Here is a 17,405-nt window from a genome sequence, read left to right as displayed (position 1 = left end):
GCTTCCTGATAAACAATGAATAATATTTTACGAAGAGTAGTCACTTATGGATCGCCGACAATTTATACTTAGTGGTATCGCCTTAGGTGCCGCGTCTAGCTTAGGTATATATGGCTGGAACAGCAGCTTTGATGAGAATAGTGATAATCGAGATCTCGTGTTAAGTGCACTACTACCTGCCTTATTGTACGCTGCTTTACCTGAAGATACGACTATGGCTGTTCAAGTTAACCGAACTAAAGCGGCAATCAGCGATTTTATGCCGTACTTAGCCAAAAGACAGCAACAAGAATTACAGCAGTTATTTAATTTATTAGCCAATCAAGTGACTCAATTGGCTTTAACCGGTCATCTAACGGCCATATCAGAACTGACTATGAGCCAGCGCTGGCAGCTTTTAGCTAATTGGCGCGATAGTTATTTAGCCTTGTTGCAGCAGGCTTATCATGGTTTACGCGAACTGCTGTTTGCGGCCTATTATGGCCAACCAGAACATTGGCAAGCTATAAACTATACCGCACCGAGATATCGTTAAGAATATAAATATAGCCCGTTTACTATAAAGCCCAATTGCAATACAGCCAAAAGGATTAATGATGCAACATTTGGATGCCAGCCAGTTTATAACCGATCAACATTTTAGCGCTGATGTGGTCATCATAGGCTCAGGCGCTGGTGGTGGTATTGCCGCTGAGCAACTTAGTGCGGCGGGTTTTAAAGTATTGTTGCTAGAAGAAGGCGCTTATTACACGCGTGAGCAGTTTAAGATGGAAGAACGCTGGGCTTATCCTAATTTATATCAAGAAGGCGCAGCGCGTAAAACTAAAGATCAAGCCATTGGTATTTTACAGGGTCGTACTGTAGGTGGTTCTACTACCGTAAATTGGACCACATCTATTCGCACGCCCCAGCAGACACTAGATTATTGGCAAGACCAGTTTGGTTTGAATTTTGTAGCAGAAAATGATCTTACGGCCTATTTCCAATTAGCTGAAGAGCGTTTAAATATAAAGCAATGGTCGGTAGCGCCAAACGCCAATAACGCTAAACTGCAATATGGTTGTGAGCAATTAGGTTGGCAATATACTGTGATCAAACGCAATGTTACCCATTGTGCTAATTTGGGCTATTGCGGTATGGGGTGTCCCATAGATGCTAAGCAATCTATGTTGGTCAGCACGATTCCAGCTGCTTTAAAAAAGGGTGCCACGTTAATCTCAAGGCTTTCTGTACGCAAATTACAGTGGCAGGATAACCAAATATTGAGGTTAGAAGCGGTGCCGGTTGATGAGCATTTTCAGCCTACTGCGTCATTAAAAGTCACAATATCAGCTAAGCATTATATTGTAGCCGCTGGGGCTATTGGTTCTCCAGCTTTGTTGCTACGCTCTAAGGTGCCTAACCCATCAGGTCGTTTAGGTAAACATACTTATCTACATCCAACGGTGATCAGTGGTGCTGTATTTGCTGAAGATATTAATGGTCATGCTGGTGCGCCGCAAAGTATTTATTCTGATCAGTTTGTATGGCCAACCGATTCCAAGCAGCCAGGCTATAAGCTGGAAGTACCCCCTATCCATCCGGTGTTGATGGCGTCGAAGTTAATTGGTGTAGGCGATCAACATGCGCAGTTGATGAAAAGCTTTAATCAACTGCAAGTGACTATCGCGCTTATACGGGATGGCTTTCACCCAGAAAGCCAAGGTGGCCAAGTAGTATTAGATCAAGATCAACAGCCAGTATTAGATTATCCCATTACTGATTATATTTGGCAGGGTATGCGTCAAGCACTATTATCCATGGCGGAATTACAATTTGCCGCCGGTGCTAAGCAAATTCTGCCTATTCATCACGATGCAAAGTTATATCAAAACTGGCCAGAAGCTAAAGCGGCAATTGAGCAGTTGTCGATGACCGCTTTACGGCAAACGGTTGTTTCGGCGCATGTTATGGGAGGTTGTAATATGAGTGCAACAGCGGACAAAGGCGTGGTAAATGCTAACGGTCGCCACCATCAATTAACCAACTTGTCGGTATTTGACGGTTCTATTCTACCTACTAGTTTAGGCGCAAATCCGCAACTGACTATTTATGCCTTGGTATGGAAAAACTGCCAGCAATTAATTAAAGAATTAAGCCATGAGCTGCAGCCAGTATAGCGTTAGGCTAATACAATATTGCCCCAGCAGTCGGTTGGGGTGACTTGCTGAGGCAAATGAAAATTAATCTTGCTCAGTCGCAGTACTAATTTTATAGGTAAAATAGACAGCAAAAAAAGCGCCGATGCCAAGTAGTACGCCCAGTCCGGTAAAAGAGGCGAAAATAATTGGGTCATTAAAATATAAGTGCCATAAGTCCATAACATATCCCCTTGTACTGTTTTGATATGGCTACCATAACGTATTGTTGAGCATAGAGTAGTGATGTAGATCAAACTTTGATTGTTTGCTTGGGTTTAAAGAGGCAATTCCAGCAAGAAGTGTTGATTAAATAGGGCTTTTATTTAAAAGGGCTTAACGCGAGCCGTAACTGTATAAGCTGTTGTTGTACCGTATTAGATATTGGTTGCTGTAGTAGGGCTAAGTAGAGCTCTAGCAAGGCACTGGGGGCGTTAATAACGGCATTATGCTGTGTGTTAGCCGTTAATAATTGCACTAACAATTGTTGTTCCTGTTGTTCGGCAACTAATTCTACACCGAGCAACTGTTGTTTCAATTCAGCACTAAATTGCTGCTGTTGCTCGGTAGTTAACGGGTTTAGGCTACTAACGCGTCGGCGTAACGCCCGCACTCGCTGGGTAATACGGGCATTATAAACAAATAAAGCTTGGTTTAGCCCCTTAAGGGTTTGGCCAGTAATACTTAAGCGCTGCTGCTCTAAATAACCCAGTAACAGTAACAGATTAACATTAGCATTAAAGTCATCTTGCCAAGCTAAACAAATCGGTTTTACCTTAGCATAATAACTAAGGCTAAATTGCCAAAAATCAGTAGCGTTAACGCTAGTCATGCTTTTGCCAAAACTCGTTAGTGAGATTTTCAAACTGTTCTTGGCCATCAAACCAAGCCGTTTCTACCTCGGCTAACTGGCTACTGGTTGTGGCTTGCTTCGCTAATAACAGTGTTAAATCAGCTTTGCGCTCAGCGTTATAAATATCACTTTGGCCAAGTTGCTGTTCAACGTCAGCTAACTCAGTTTCTAACTTTTGTTGGCGTAGCTCTAGCTTGTCAATATTTTGTTTTATTGGCCGGAGTAGGTTACGCAGTTCTGCCTCTAAACGCTTTTGATCTTTGCGCACTTGATTGCTTGTCGCAGGAGTACTAACAGCAACACTAGCTTGGCTTTGTTTGGCATCTTGCTGCAGCCATTGATAGTAATCACCTAGGTCGCCATCAAAAGGGGCAACTTTGCCATTGGCCACCAAATAAAACTCATCGGTGCAGCTGCTCAGTAAATGCCGATCATGCGATACAATTACCGTCGCACCAGAAAACTCTTGCAGTGCCATGACAATGGCTTCACGCATATCTAAATCTAGGTGGTTAGTCGGCTCATCGAGTAATAATAAATTCGGACGTTGATAAACAATTAAGGCTAATACTAGTCGCGCTTTTTCACCTCCCGAAAACGGTGCACAGGCTTCTAAGGCTTTATCGCCATAAAAACCAAAACCGCCCAAATAGTCGCGCAGCTTTTGCTCGGGTACTAATGGGTCTAAGCGGACTAAATGCTGTAAGGGTGAATCTTGTGGTCGCAGGGTTTCTAACTGATGTTGAGCAAAATAACCTAGGCTCACCCCATTAGCGAACCAAACATCGCCACTTTGCGGCTGCATACTGCCAGATAATAATTTTATTAGGGTAGATTTACCGGCACCATTACGTCCTAGTAAGCCAATACGACTACCTGGTAATAATTGAAATTTTATTTGGCTTAAAATGACTTTATCTGCATAACCGGCTTGAACATTATCCATTTTTAATAATGGATTAGGTAAAGATTTTGGTTCACGAAAGCTAAAACTAAAAGGCGAGTCAACATGTGCGGGTGCATATAGCGTCATGCGCTCTAGTGCCTTAATCCGGCTTTGGGCTTGGCGCGCTTTTGTGGCTTGGGCCTTAAAACGGTCAATAAATTTTTGTAAATGGGCTACCTGCAATTGCTGCTTATCAAAATTAGCTTGTTGTTGGGCAAGTTGCTCGCCGCGTTGGCGTTCAAACTGACTATAGTTACCTTTGTATAAGGTAAGTATTTGCCGTTCTATATGGACAATATTGTCGGTAACGGCATCCAAAAAATCACGGTCGTGACTAATCAGTAGTAGGGTGCCTTGATAATTGGCTAGATATTTTTCTAACCATAATACGGCATCTAAATCTAAGTGGTTGGTAGGTTCATCTAGTAACATTAAGTCGGCGCGCTGCAATAAAGCCCGCGCTAAGTTAAGCCGCATGCGCCACCCGCCCGAGAATGATTTAACGGCGTGTTGCTGCATTTCACCGCTAAAGCCTAAGCCATCTAGTAATACGCCGGCTTTTGCTTCGGCGCGATAGCCATCTAAGGCTTCTATTTGTAAGTGCACTGCGGCCAAGTCGCTTTCGCTACACTCAGTGCGTACCTTTAATAGTAACGGAAATAATTGTTCGTCGCCTTGTAATACATAATCCATGGCGCTACATTCAGCCGCTGGCGTTTCTTGGGCGACAGTGGCGATATCCCAGTTGACAGGAATACTAACATTACCGGCGTCGGCGCCAATTTTACCTTGTAGTAAGGCAAATAAGCTGGATTTACCACAGCCATTTGCACCGACAATCCCCACCTTTTGTCCGGGAAATACGGTAAGATCGGCATGTTTAAATAAACATTGAATGCCGCGGCGTAGTTCGACCTGTTGAAGCTGGATCATGTTTTTTCCTGAACAACTGAATTGGGGTGCTAATTTACCCGTATAATGCTAACAAACCAAGGCTTAGCACGTAAAATAATAGCCATAGAAATTCATAGTCATTAAGTGAGAATTATTATGACCACACGTAAAAAGAAACGTTTTATTGCTGGTGCCACTTGCCCAAAATGTCATGCCCAAGACACTATGATGTTATTTCTAGAAAATAATGTTGAAAAAGTTGAATGTGTTGCCTGCAGTTATCAAATGGTGCAACCGCAGGAACAAATTGTCAAAGCGGGCCGAAAGTCAGAGCAGGTTATTGGTGTATTTAAACCAGAATAATGTTTTAACTAACAGATTACTTTATTCAAGCTATTGTTATCACTGGGCTATGGTCCTAACTCGCTATTATTCGAAACAAGAGCTAAGCAGCAAAATAGATTAATAATGCGGTGGTAACGGCTCTTCTTCTGGCCGTAATATACCCATATCATCAGGAATTTGTTGCATCTTTTCTGCCAACATTTTTATTTGGATCTGTAAGCGCTCTATGCGCTTATGGTGCTCAAGCAGCTCCTGGCTTAAGCTTTGCACGGTATCTTCCTGAAAAGCTAACTTACTTTCCAGTTCGATAATATGCAGGTGTAAATTTTCATTAGTTTGATTCATTTGTGAATTCCCATACTTCGGCTATGCCACTAGAACTTTCGCTTATTAGCTGGCTATTACTTAGAAATGCCACGGCATGAACGACTGCACTGGCTGGACGACTATTGGTTTTTACTGATACTCGCCATTGTTGCAGTTCTTTACCGGTTTGCACATCCCATATGGCTAATTTTCGACTAGGGGCGCCGGTGGCCAGATAGCGACCATCAGCACTAAAGCGTACTGCACTAAAAATTTGTTGCCGAGCAGAGAATTGTAACTGACTAATACGCTCGCCGGTTTTAATATCCCATATTTGAGCTAAGTCTTGGCTGTCGGCAGTAAAAGCATAGCGTCCTTCGGGATCGAGAGCCACTTTAGTGACTCGGCTGGGATGACTAAAGCTATAAATAATCTGAGCGCTTTTGGTATCCCATAAATTAGCTTTATAATCATTACCGCCCGTTAACGCATAGCGTCCATTGGGTGACATGGCGACGCTATTAATTCGCTCAGTATGGCCAAGAAACTCTAAGCGACGGCCTGACTCCAGCGTAATATGCTGCACGCCACCATTACTTTTACCAATTAATAAATGCGCACCATTATTTGATACAGCGACATCACGAACGGTAGCGGCATCTAATTGCCAAAAACCGCTATTTTTACCATCGGCCACGCGCCATAAAGCAAAAGTATGTTGATCTGCAGTCAGTGCATAACTATTGTCATGGCTGATGGCCATACTAAATACATAATTATCGGTATCGGCTTGATGCTGCCATTGATATAGTAAAGCATTGTTATTGAGATCCCAAAAGGCAATGCCATCTTCTATGGAAGAGACCACCGCGTATTGAGCATCATCAGAGATGGCCGCGGCATAACTACCATTAGCAACATGCAAAAATTGTTGCAATGGGGCTGTTGGCAGCAACTTTTCGCAACCACTGAGCATAATTAGTAGAAAAAACAGCGGATATTTCATGCGGGGTGTTAACCTCATCAGTACAAACAGTTAGTATAGAACGGTTCATTGGACACTATTAAAACATACTTTTGCAGCTTTGCTGCCTAAATCTTGGAGAACCAAATGCGCTTAGTTACCAAAATGACGTTGGTCGCCGTTACTGTTATGACCCTTGCGGCTTGCCAAAAAGAAACTGAAGTTAAACCAGTACAGTTAGATACCGATGAAGCCAAGCAAGCATATAGCCTGGGTGTATCAGCGGGTCGTTACTTAGGCGTTGCCCAAGACGAGTACGGTAAAATCGGTGTAACATTAGATCAGCAATTAGTCTTACGCGGTGTACAAGATGCCATTGCCGATAGCATAGCCTTAACGGATGAAGAATTACAAACCGTGATGCAAGACTTAGATCAGCAGTATCAAGATAAAAAAATTGCCATGTTAGAAGCTGAAGCGGCTGAAAATGTTGCTGCAGGTAGCACTTATTTAGCTGAAAATGCGGCTAAAGAAGGCGTAACAGTTACTGAGTCAGGCTTACAATACGAAGTATTACAACAAGGCGACGGCGAGAAGCCAACGGCGACTGATGTAGTTAAAGTACATTATTCAGGCACGTTAACGGATGGTACTAAGTTTGATAGTTCTTACGACCGTGATGAGCCAGCACAATTTCCGTTAAACCGTGTCATTGTGGGTTGGACCGAAGGCGTACAATTAATGAATGTAGGCTCTAAGTACAAATTTACTATTCCTTCAGACTTAGCTTATGGTGAGCAAGATAAAGGCGTTATTAAACCAAATAGCGTATTAGTTTTTGAAGTAGAACTATTAGATATCATTAAGCCAAACGTAGAGTAACTTCTAGCAAAGTGAAAAAAAGCGGCTTAGCCGCTTTTTTTATTGTTGTTTATACTGATTATATTGTTTATACCGATACGGGGTCATCAGTTTGGGTTTGGTGCAAGGTATTAATTAGCTCGTCTTCATAAGCAAAGCGCTCTTCTAAGGCTTGGCCAAGCTCGGAAAGCTCAAGATCAAAAGCGCCACTTTGACGAGTACTAAGATGATCTGCATACTTATCATTAAATTGTAGTGCCAGATCGGTCGAATTTGAGATTTTTGGATAAAGTCTCTCGGCTAATTGTCGACACTTATTATCTTTAGTATCAGACTCAGCCACAATACGCTCATAGACTTCAAAGTGACCAGCAGATATGTAATCTAGTAGAAGCTGACAAAATTCTTGTACCCGTTGTTGTGTGGGTAGGGTGCTACGGTCACTTTCAAATGGCGGAAGAGACGCTAATTTACAATAGCTAACAATAACTTGTTGACGCTCGTCTAACCAGCTATCAATAGCCGACAGTGAACCGCCCCATTTTTGTTGCGCTTTCTGCACGCGGGTGTACATTGCCTTCTCCTTAATCACAGCGATGGGCTGTAGTAGAATCTAATTAACGTAATTTCTCACTAAAAATCAACATATATTTTATTGGTCTGCTCTGTTAACCGCATTATGATGTTATCAATACAGAGTACCCTAGAGGTTAAGCTATGATTAAACACAGTATAGAATTAGCGCCAACAAAGACAGCTTATTGGTTAGTTGTTAATAAAAGCAAAATTAAACTTACAGTAAATGGTGAGATACCCCATGGTAGTTTTAGTCAGTTAGCGTTAACGGCTAAAGCAGAACAAGTGTGTTTATTAGGCACCTTAGCAGGGCAGGAATGTTATTTAGTGATTGATCATGATCAAATCACCGATGACATGAATTTTGTTACCCCTAGAGAGATGCTATCGCTTGGCGAAGAAGCATATTCATTAGCTGCAAGAGCGACTCAAGTCGCATTATTTATGCAAACTCATCGCTTTTGTGGGCAATGTGGTAGTGCTATGCACCTGGTTAATTGGGAGTTAGCAACGTTGTGCCATAAATGTGGTCATCGTTGTTATCCGCGTATTGCGCCTTGCGTATTGATTGCTGTGCAGCGAGAAGGCCAAATTTTATTGGCGCGGTCGAGTAGACATAAACCAGGCTCTTTCTCCATTTTAGCCGGTTTTGTCGAGTCCGCAGAAACCTTAGAAAATGCTGCTAAACGTGAAGTAAAAGAAGAAGTGGGGGTTGAGATAACTAACTTACGTTATGTCGGTAGCCAGCCTTGGCCTTTTCCGCATTCATTAATGGCAGGTTTTATCGCTGATTATGTAAGCGGTGAGATTATTTGTCAGCCGGAAGAAATTGAAGAAGCATATTGGTACGATGTCGATAAGTTGCCAGAAGTGCCGGCAGTTGAGACCTTGTCGGGATTGATGATTAGACAAGTGCAGCAAATGATGACCAGTAAAATTAACAAATAAAAAAGCCACATAAAGTGGCTTAACGAAATTTGTTGCTGTGACTCGTTAAAACGAGCTTCTTACTTGTTGTTTTCTTTACTAGCGCGTCAATGTTATAACAGATTGAATTTTTACTGACAAGCTTTTCGCTGTAAAAAAATGAACTTAAGTTGTATCGACTAAGCAATTAGACCGAAGGCATGGCTGCTTTGGCTTTGCAGTGGTAAAATAGCCGCAACTATTTGTTAATGGCGGAGCCAAGATGCAATTAAAAAATGATCGTTACCTTAAAGCCCTACTTAAACAGCCTGTCGATAAGACGCCAGTATGGATGATGCGTCAAGCCGGACGCTACTTACCAGAGTATCGCGCGACTCGAGCTCAAGCGGGTGACTTTATGTCATTATGTCGTAATGCTGAGTTGGCGTGTGAAGTGACCTTACAGCCGTTACGCCGTTATGCTTTAGATGCGGCTATTTTATTTAGTGATATTTTAACTATTCCAGATGCGATGGGTTTAGGTCTTTACTTTAGTGAAGGTGAAGGTCCTAAATTTGAACGGCCTATTCGTAGTGCTAATGATATTGCTCAGCTACCTATCCCTGATCCAGAGCAAGAGCTGCAATATGTAATGAACGCTGTGCGTACTATCCGCCGTGAACTTAAAGGCAGTGTGCCCTTGATAGGCTTCTCTGGTAGCCCTTGGACGCTCGCGACCTATATGGTTGAAGGTGGTAGCAGTAGAACCTTCCCAACCATTAAAAAGATGATGTTCACCGATCCAAAAGCACTGCATATGTTGTTAGATAAGTTGGCGCAAAGTGTTGTTACTTATTTAAATGCCCAAATTAAAGCTGGCGCACAATCATTAATGATTTTTGATACTTGGGGCGGCGTATTAACTCCACGCGATTATCAAGAATTTTCACTACACTATATGCAGAAAATACTTGATGGTTTAATCCGTGAAGCTGATGGTAGAAAAGTACCGGTAACTTTATTCACCAAAAATGGTGGTTTATGGTTAGAAGCAATTGCGAATACTGGTTGTGATGGTGTTGGTTTAGACTGGACTATTGATATAGGTAATGCCCGTCAACGTATTGGTGACCAAGTAGCCTTACAAGGTAATATGGATCCATCGATATTATTAGGCTCGCCAGAGCGGATCCGTGAAGAAGTAAAAACCATCCTAGAAAGTTATGGTACCGGCCCTGGCCACGTATTTAACTTAGGTCATGGTATTACACCAGACGTTAATCCTGACAACGTAACGGTATTTATTGATGCGGTGCACGAATTTAGTCTTGCCATGCAGGCAGATAAAACGTCGGCTTAAATCAAAGCCAAATTTACACTAAGCGATAACCTAGCTAAACTTATTTAGCTAGGTTTACATAACGATTAGCTCTTATGCTAAGAGCTAATCGGCATAATCCATCAGTAAATCTTCAAAATTCTCAACTGTCCAATTGCGTCGCTTAGCTTCTGTAACCGCTTGTTTTAACATCGATATGCCTCGGACTTTTTGGCCTAACTCAATAAAAGCTATGCCAATGGCCGATAATAAATTTGGATTGTTCGGGTCGATGGCTCTACCTTGTTCAGCTAAGCGAATTGCTTTTTGTGGATCACGAATTACTGGGTCACTAGACATAGCCAATAATTCAGCATAATCCATAATAGCGGGCATATACTCTTTTAATGCCGCGATTTCTAAATATGCTGCTGCTTTGCGTGGGTCAAAATTAACGTTATTACTATCCAATAATTCTTGAGCTAATAAATACGCTGCTTTGGCATCACCACCGTCTGCAGAAATATGTAACCAGTTAATCGCTTTACTGCGATCTCGGATACAACCATTTCCGGAAATCAAACATTGAGCTATCCTATATTGCGCTGGCTTTGAGCCATTAACCGCTGCGTCTAAATACCAATTTAATGGTTCAGGGTCATCCACTATATTATTTTCTGCAAGTACCGCATAAAGGTATTGGTAACGTGCTGACTCAGCTTTAGCGGCGGCTAAAATAGCGTTCAGATATTCGGCACTTTCGCGTTGAAACTTTCTAGCTTTGGTGCCAGAAGCATGCTCAACTTTGAAAACGTGTGACTGCATTTCTAAGCGTATAGGTTCACCATAAATATCTTTAGGTGGTTCAAAAAGCCAGTTCTTCACAGCCTCAAGAACAAATTCATTAATACTATCAATGGGAAACACGGCTGCAACTTGAGGGTTTTCTACCCGGCCATCGTCAGCTACATCAAAATGCACAACAGCCCATGCATTAACACCAATCCGATTATAATAACCTGGGTAGTCGGGCTCAGGCTTGTTAACAGCCTTAAGCCGACGCTCTGCTGTAACGTAACGATTAGGCGTTGGGTATAAATTATCAAACAGTGCTTTTTTACCGAACTGGTCATTTAAGCTGCTATATACTTCTTTACCCGCCCGGCGAGACTCAAGTTGAGTGCGTAATACACGATACTGCTTATCTGCTAGGGCATGGTCGCGATCTTTTGCAATTAAAGTCCAAGCATAGGCAAGCTTAAGATCGGTATCGACTCCTAAGCCTTCAGCATACATCCTAGACAATAAAAACTGGGATTCAACATGGCCAAGCTCGGCTAAAGTTTCTAGTTGAGGCTTGGCTAATGCATATTCAGCTTGTTCAAATAAAGTTTTAGCAGTTGGAAAATCGGCTAGCCCAGGTAGTGAGTAGGTTAGCCAAAAGAATGCCAGACTATACCGAAGTTTCATCATATTAAGCCCCAAAGTTACTATTTATATTATTATTATGAATTTGAGTTTACAACGAATTATCAGTCAAAACAAAATTAAATATTAAAGGTAAAGAAATATAAAAATATAATTAATAAACAGCACTTTATTATCAGAATAAACGATTAAAACCATTTAATGCTGCCACACGATACGCCTCTGCCATTGTTGGGTAATTAAAGGTGGTATGAATAAAATATTCTAATGTATTACCACCATTTTTTTGCATCATAATTGCTTGGCCGATATGGACTATTTCTGCCGCACGTTCACCAAAGCAATGTACGCCAAGTATTTCTAGGGTTTCACGATGGAATAAGATTTTTAAACTACCCACATTAGTATTAGCAATTTGGGCTCGGGCTAAATGTTTAAATTGGGCTCTACCAACTTCATAAGGAATACGTGCTGCCGTTAATTCTTGTTCTGTTTTGCCCACAGAGCTCATTTCTGGAATGGTATAAATGCCCACCGGTAAGTCGTCTATTAAATGCTTATCACATTGACCATTATTAATAATCGCAGCACCCGCGATTCGCCCTTGGTCATAAGCGGCACTGGCTAAGCTCGGGTGACCAATAATATCACCCACGGCATAAATGTTTTCAATGCTAGTCTGATAGCGACTATTGACTTTAATTTGACCGCGACTATCAACAGCTAAGCCAATAGCATCAAGATTTAAGGTATCAGTATTACCGGTTCTACCATTAGCGTATAAAATACAATCGGCTTTCATTTTTTTACCCGACTGTAAATGTAACACTATGCCATCATCTCGACCTTCAATATGTGAGAACTCTTCACCATGGCGAATAGTGATACCAGAGTTCCAAAAGTGATAACTAAGTGCATCTGAAATCTCAGTATCCATAAAAGATAGCAGCCGATCACGGGTATTGACTAAATCGACTCTTACCCCTAAACCGCGAAATATAGAGGCATATTCACAACCAATAACACCGGCACCAAAAATGATGACATGTTTTGGCTCATGCTCTAACGATAAAATAGTATCGCTGTCGTAAATACGCGGGTGGCTAAAATCAACGTCAGATGGACGGTAAGGCCTAGAGCCGGTAGCAATAATAATATTTGCTGCGGTTATTTGAAAAGGATTGCCTTTGTTTGGTACGATTTTAATGGTGTTAGCGTCAACAAAGCTAGCATCACCTTGATACAGCTTTACCTCATTCCGCTCATAAAAGCTGCTACGCAGTCTTACCTGCTTGCGTATCACCCCTGCCGCGTGCTTTAAAATATGGGCAAAGGTCATGCGCCCAGCTTGGTCCTCTAATTGAAATAAAGGGTTTTCTTTATATTCAATAAATCGACTAACAGAATGGCGTAATGCTTTAGAAGGAATAGTGCCCCAGTGAGTACAACCACCACCGACAGCGTCATAACGTTCAATAACAGCAACCCGTTGGCCACTTTTGGCTAAATTCATCGCGGCACCTTCACCGCCAGGGCCAGTGCCTAAAATAATGCTATCAAAATCAAATAATGGTTTAGATTTTTTTGTTGCCATGAGCCAGCATCCTTATCGTTAGATGGAATTGATAATAACAGTAATTAGATACAAGAAAAGAGCCAGAAGCTTAATGCTTTTGTCTTAGGTTAACGCTAGGTGTTTTATGCAGATTTGTACTTATACAAACTAATTAGTGTATTCATTGCCAATCACAGTGAAGTAACGTCGGTAACTCGGCCGTTATTAAAGCCTAGAGTTACCGATGTTAATGCTATAACAGCAGTGTTTTAACTATAATGGGCGGCTAATTGTGCCCATTGCTGGCGTTGCAAATAGAGATGTTGTTTAAATTCGCTATAACGTTGTTTAAACTCACATTGACTATATTGAGCAACCAGTTGCTGCTTTTTACGTTGTAATAACTCTTTTTTAATTTGGTAATAATCTTGCAAACGACTGATCAGTAAATTGTATTCTTGTTCTAATGTTTGCAGTATTTGATCAGCATCGGGTAAGTGTTTAACTTTTTGCTGTAAGCGCATTAATTGCATTTGTAATTTAGCTTGCTCAATGCGCTCTTGCGGACAAGTGCGTAGCTTGCTCGTTAACCCTACCCATGAGGCGGCTTTAATAAACCATTTTGTTGGATCAAATTGATACCACTTAATACCATTACGGTAATCATATTCAAAAATATGATGAAAGTTATGATAGCCCTCGCCATAAGTGAAAAAGGCCAATACACCATTATCTCGGGCTGAGTTCTTTTCAGTATAAGGTTGGTTGCCCCAAATATGGGCCAAAGAGTTAATAAAGAAGGTAAAGTGATGGCTTAATACTAAACGTAATACGCCAGCAAGTAACAGCATAGCCATTAAGTGACCGGTTAACAGACCAAGCAAGGCCGGAATACCGACATTCGTTATCACCGCTAACGCAACATAATGTTTGTGTTGCCACATAACAATACGATTTTTCTGTAAATCTTTTACGTTATTATAGTCATTATAACTATCGCCTTGATAGTCTCTTAGCATCCAACCAATATGGCTGTACCAAAAACCGCGACCGGCAGAGTAAGGGTCTTTATCGTTATTATCAACATGACGATGATGATCACGATGATCGGACGCCCAATGTAACGCGCTATTTTGCAAAGCAAAAGCACCGCCTATTGCATATATAAATTGCAAAATAGGATGGGCATCATAGGTTTTATGCGCCCAAAGTCGATGATAACCGGCAGTGATAGACATACCGCAGTAACCAAGACATAACACAGCGGCAATAATTTCAGTCCAGCTAAAGCCATAAACTATGGCATACCAAGGCACGGCAACTACTGCAACTAATGAGGAAAGTGCAAATAGTATAATATTTGTCCAAATTAAGGGAGGTGTTTTCATTAGGCCTTCTTTCAGCTTACAAGTGTACGCTAATTTTACTGGTCACAAAGCGTTGGTCAAGGTATAAATAGCCTTAAACAAAATAAATAGGAGTTTCGGTGTCTAGAGCGCAGCAAAAAGAGCGTACGCGAAGAGCAATTATCGATGCAGCGTTTTCTCAATTAAGTGCTGATAAAAGCTTCGCCAGTTTAAGTTTACGTGAAGTTGCACGCGAGGCTGGCATAGCACCAACGTCGTTTTATCGTCATTTTGCTGATATGGATGAGTTGGGTCTAACGTTAGTTGATGAAGCGGGTTTAATGCTGCGACAACTTATGCGTCAAGCACGACAACGGATTGAAAAAAATGGCAGTGTCATTCGCACGTCTATTGAAACTTTTATGGAATTTGTTACCGGTAATAGCGATGTATTTAGATTATTACTCCGCGAACGCTCTGGTACCTCTGCGGCTTTTCGCAGTGCAGTAGCGCGAGAAATACAGCATTTTGTGGCAGAGCTGGCGGAATACTTACGTAAAGAGACAGTGTGTCCAGATGAACTGGCCAGAGCACAAGCAGAAGCAATGGTAATATTAGTCTTTCATGCCGGCGCGGATGCGTTAGATATGCCAAAAGAGCAACACGCTTATTTAACCAGCCGCACCATTATCCAATTACGTTGGTTGGCACACGGTGCGGCGGGTTATGGTCGCAAAGCTAAAAGCTAGCGTTTACGTAACCAAACCCCTGTCTCGATATGCGCGGTATAAGGAAACTGATCAAATATCGCATAACGTACAATATCGTGGGTTAGGCATAAGGTGGCTAAATTTGTTGCTAACGTATTAGGGTTACAAGAAATATAAATAATATCATTAAAACTGGCTACTAGTTGCTCAGTTGCTGCATCCAATCCTGCACGCGGAGGGTCAACTAAAACGGTATTTAACTGTAATGTCGATAAATCGAGCTTTTTAAGAGTATTGCCTTGTTGTAATGCGGCGGCAACATCTTCAGCCGACATTTGTAACACCTGCAAATTCTCAATATTATTAAGCTCAATATTATATTGTGCCGATTTAATGGAAGTACGTGAGATTTCAGTGGCGACCACTTGATTAAAGCTTGGCGCAAGGGCAATCGAAAAGTTGCCATTACCACAGTATAATTCTAATAAATCATCCGATAACTGATCAGCTACTTGTTTTGCCCAGGTCAGCATTTGCACGTTTACTTGGCCATTAGGCTGAGTAAAGCTACTTTCTACTTGTTGGTAGCGTAATGATTTACCCATTAAGTCAAATTGTTCAATAACAAAATCTTCCGACACCATCAGCTTTTGCTTACGGGCACGACCAATAAATTTCACCTTATAAATCGAAGCTAATTGCTCAGTAAGTTGTCGCGCATGCTCTAACCAGGTGTCATCAAGTGGCTTTTTATAGATTAACGACACTAATAGCTCACCAGATAACGTGGCCAAATAATCAATTTGGTATAATTTGTAGCGCAGCTCATGGTTAAACTGTAAATGCTCAATTAACACCGGCATAAAATCGGCAATGGTTTTACAAGCCACAGGAAAGTAATCAATGCGAATTTTCGCTTTCGTCACTGGATCAAACATGGCGTGATACATATCATCACCGTCATGCCAAATTCTAAACTCAGCTCGTAACCGGTAATGTTCAGCCGGAGAGGTAAATACTTCAGGTGCGGGTGGTGAAAACTCAGCAAGAAGCTGATTAACTTCTGTAACCTTGGCTGCTAACTGGGTGGAATAGTGCTGGGGGAAAACCTGACCTACGCTCATCTGGCTACTCTAAAACGACAAAAAGGTCATTTTAAGCCAGACGGAGCTTAAGATCCAACTTCATGAGTACTTATATAACTAATGCTAACACCTACACTACTTATATAAGGATAAAGCTAGTTCTATATATAGAGGTAACAAATGCTCCCTCTATATATAGATATATAGATATATAGAAAGGCTACTGTGGCCTATTCTTGACCATCGTCGTTGTCTTGACGTTCTTTAGCTTCTCTTACTTTTAACGTGCGCTCTTGAAAGTCAAAGTCATTTAACTTTTCAATCATTTTAGCACCGTCTTTGTAAGCGACCTCGACAAAGCCAAAACCACGGCGGCGTCCAGTTTGTCTATCTTTCATTAATCTTACGTTGATAACGATACCGTAGCGTTGAAATAATTCACGTACTGCATCTTCATTAGCACGATAAGGTAAGTTTCCTACATATAAGGTAGTAGTCTCTCCCGTATATGCTTGAGTAGCAGCTACACTATGACCTTGGATAGGTGCAGACTTAACATCTACTAATATAGGTATACATATACCAGCAAGTACAACGCCTATCACAACAAGAAAGGCTTGGTGCAGTCCCAACAATGGTAAAAAGTAAAAAATGGCAAATGATAAAACTGCTAAAGCCAGTGTATATGGCAAAGAAGCACGAAAAATGGGCAACATAATAATAATCCTAAATACGCTATTCTAGTTATCGGAATGCTTTAATTAGTTAAAGCTGCTTTATCTTAGCGATTAAGCAGCAAACCGCAACTATTAACTTAAGCTTAATTAGAATGATTATGGCGTATAATTAATCAATAAGTCGCTTTAATAAGCAAACGAACTACAAACGTCATGTTTTATTACATAAGCGCTTGCGCATGGTTTAAAACTCCCTATAATGCGCGCCATGCCAACGGGGATACGCACTGAGCCAACGTTATGTAAGTATAATGTAAGCCAGTAAGCAGCTCTTCAGCGGTTTAAGTAATGAGTCAAAAATCTTTTAAAAAGACGCTTGACACACAGGCTTAAATCTCTAAAATGGCCGCCTCGCTTCACGGTGGTAAGCAACACGGTGAAACAGGTAAAGAAGTCAG

The 17,405-nt window shown here is 41.4% G+C and carries 18 protein-coding genes; 7 read left to right on the top strand and 11 right to left on the bottom strand.

Features of this window, described 5'->3' with window-relative positions:
* Window positions 1-46: 46 nt before the first annotated feature.
* Window positions 47-535: a hypothetical protein gene (locus BI198_RS00340; protein WP_070047751.1), complete on the top strand. Its 489-nt coding sequence runs from the start codon at window positions 47-49 to the stop codon at window positions 533-535.
* 61 nt (window positions 536-596) lie between these two features.
* Window positions 597-2,159, top strand: coding sequence for a GMC family oxidoreductase (locus tag BI198_RS00335; RefSeq protein ID WP_235605178.1), 1,563 nt, complete (start codon window positions 597-599; stop codon window positions 2,157-2,159).
* A gap of 63 nt (window positions 2,160-2,222) precedes the next feature.
* Here the strand turns inward: BI198_RS00335 and BI198_RS15900 are convergent, their stop codons facing one another.
* From BI198_RS15900 to BI198_RS00325, 3 genes are all read right to left on the bottom strand, one after another.
* Window positions 2,223-2,360 carry a DUF3149 domain-containing protein gene (locus BI198_RS15900; protein WP_083256519.1) on the bottom strand — a complete coding sequence of 46 codons (138 nt, stop codon included), beginning with the start codon at window positions 2,358-2,360 and terminating at the stop codon, window positions 2,223-2,225.
* Between the two features lie 139 nt (window positions 2,361-2,499).
* Complete coding sequence (locus BI198_RS00330; protein ID WP_070047749.1) at window positions 2,500-3,009, bottom strand: TIGR02444 family protein; 510 nt, start codon at window positions 3,007-3,009, stop codon at window positions 2,500-2,502.
* Window positions 3,002-4,909 (bottom strand): ATP-binding cassette domain-containing protein, encoded by a 1,908-nt coding sequence (locus BI198_RS00325; protein ID WP_070047748.1) that lies wholly within the window; start codon window positions 4,907-4,909, stop codon window positions 3,002-3,004. Before BI198_RS00325 ends, BI198_RS00330 begins: the two co-directional genes overlap by 8 nt.
* A 117-nt stretch (window positions 4,910-5,026) precedes the next feature.
* Here BI198_RS00325 and BI198_RS00320 point away from each other — a divergent pair, with 117 nt between their 5' ends.
* Window positions 5,027-5,233, top strand: a complete 207-nt coding sequence (locus BI198_RS00320) for a YheV family putative zinc ribbon protein (protein WP_070047747.1) — start codon at window positions 5,027-5,029, stop codon at window positions 5,231-5,233.
* 99 nt (window positions 5,234-5,332) lie between these two features.
* Here BI198_RS00320 and BI198_RS00315 read toward each other — a convergent pair whose 3' ends face one another.
* Both BI198_RS00315 and BI198_RS00310 read right to left on the bottom strand, forming a co-directional pair.
* A complete protein-coding gene (locus BI198_RS00315) occupies window positions 5,333-5,560 on the bottom strand; it encodes a SlyX family protein (RefSeq protein WP_070047746.1) in 228 nt (75 codons plus the stop codon).
* Complete coding sequence (locus BI198_RS00310) at window positions 5,547-6,527, bottom strand: WD40 repeat domain-containing protein (protein WP_070047745.1); 981 nt, start codon at window positions 6,525-6,527, stop codon at window positions 5,547-5,549. The genes BI198_RS00315 and BI198_RS00310 overlap by 14 nt, the downstream gene beginning before the upstream one ends.
* A gap of 105 nt (window positions 6,528-6,632) precedes the next feature.
* On the opposite strand from BI198_RS00310, the gene fkpA reads away from it, so the two are divergent.
* Window positions 6,633-7,367, top strand: coding sequence for an FKBP-type peptidyl-prolyl cis-trans isomerase (gene fkpA, locus BI198_RS00305; protein WP_070047744.1), 735 nt, complete (start codon window positions 6,633-6,635; stop codon window positions 7,365-7,367).
* A 67-nt stretch (window positions 7,368-7,434) separates the two neighbouring features.
* Here fkpA and BI198_RS00300 read toward each other — a convergent pair whose 3' ends face one another.
* Window positions 7,435-7,920 (bottom strand): Rsd/AlgQ family anti-sigma factor, encoded by a 486-nt coding sequence (locus BI198_RS00300; RefSeq protein ID WP_070047743.1) that lies wholly within the window; start codon window positions 7,918-7,920, stop codon window positions 7,435-7,437.
* A gap of 143 nt (window positions 7,921-8,063) precedes the next feature.
* On the opposite strand from BI198_RS00300, the gene nudC reads away from it, so the two are divergent.
* Together nudC and hemE are read left to right on the top strand one after the other, a co-directional pair.
* Complete coding sequence (gene nudC, locus BI198_RS00295) at window positions 8,064-8,870, top strand: NAD(+) diphosphatase (RefSeq protein ID WP_070047742.1); 807 nt, start codon at window positions 8,064-8,066, stop codon at window positions 8,868-8,870.
* Window positions 8,871-9,111: 241 nt separating this feature from the next.
* On the top strand, window positions 9,112-10,188 hold the full coding sequence (gene hemE / locus BI198_RS00290; RefSeq protein WP_070047741.1) for a uroporphyrinogen decarboxylase: 1,077 nt from the start codon (window positions 9,112-9,114) through the stop codon (window positions 10,186-10,188).
* A gap of 84 nt (window positions 10,189-10,272) precedes the next feature.
* Here hemE and BI198_RS00285 read toward each other — a convergent pair whose 3' ends face one another.
* The 3 genes from BI198_RS00285 to BI198_RS00275 all read right to left on the bottom strand — a co-directional run bounded on the left by BI198_RS00285 (window position 10,273) and on the right by BI198_RS00275 (window position 14,517).
* Entirely contained in the window at window positions 10,273-11,619 is a 1,347-nt protein-coding gene (locus tag BI198_RS00285; RefSeq protein WP_070047740.1) for an energy transducer TonB, read from the bottom strand.
* Between the two features lie 130 nt (window positions 11,620-11,749).
* Complete coding sequence (sthA, locus tag BI198_RS00280; RefSeq protein WP_070047739.1) at window positions 11,750-13,168, bottom strand: Si-specific NAD(P)(+) transhydrogenase; 1,419 nt, start codon at window positions 13,166-13,168, stop codon at window positions 11,750-11,752.
* Window positions 13,169-13,398: 230 nt separating this feature from the next.
* Entirely contained in the window at window positions 13,399-14,517 is a 1,119-nt protein-coding gene (locus tag BI198_RS00275) for a fatty acid desaturase (RefSeq protein WP_070047738.1), read from the bottom strand.
* Window positions 14,518-14,615: 98 nt separating this feature from the next.
* Between BI198_RS00275 and fabR the strand changes: the two genes are divergently transcribed.
* Entirely contained in the window at window positions 14,616-15,224 is a 609-nt protein-coding gene (gene fabR / locus BI198_RS00270; protein ID WP_070047737.1) for an HTH-type transcriptional repressor FabR, read from the top strand.
* Here the strand turns inward: fabR and trmA are convergent.
* Both trmA and BI198_RS00260 read right to left on the bottom strand, forming a co-directional pair.
* Window positions 15,221-16,309 (bottom strand): tRNA (uridine(54)-C5)-methyltransferase TrmA, encoded by a 1,089-nt coding sequence (gene trmA, locus BI198_RS00265; protein ID WP_070047736.1) that lies wholly within the window; start codon window positions 16,307-16,309, stop codon window positions 15,221-15,223. The two genes, fabR and trmA, sit on opposite strands and share 4 nt — an antisense overlap.
* Window positions 16,310-16,500: 191 nt before the next feature.
* Window positions 16,501-16,986, bottom strand: coding sequence for an RNA recognition motif domain-containing protein (locus tag BI198_RS00260; protein ID WP_070047735.1), 486 nt, complete (start codon window positions 16,984-16,986; stop codon window positions 16,501-16,503).
* Between the last annotated feature and the right edge of the window lie 419 nt (window positions 16,987-17,405).

This window comes from Rheinheimera salexigens (assembly GCF_001752395.1).
GTDB classification, from domain to species: domain Bacteria; phylum Pseudomonadota; class Gammaproteobacteria; order Enterobacterales; family Alteromonadaceae; genus Alishewanella; species Alishewanella salexigens.
Note: the sequence above shows the minus strand (reverse complement) of the source record. Positions and strands in the feature narration are given on the sequence as shown.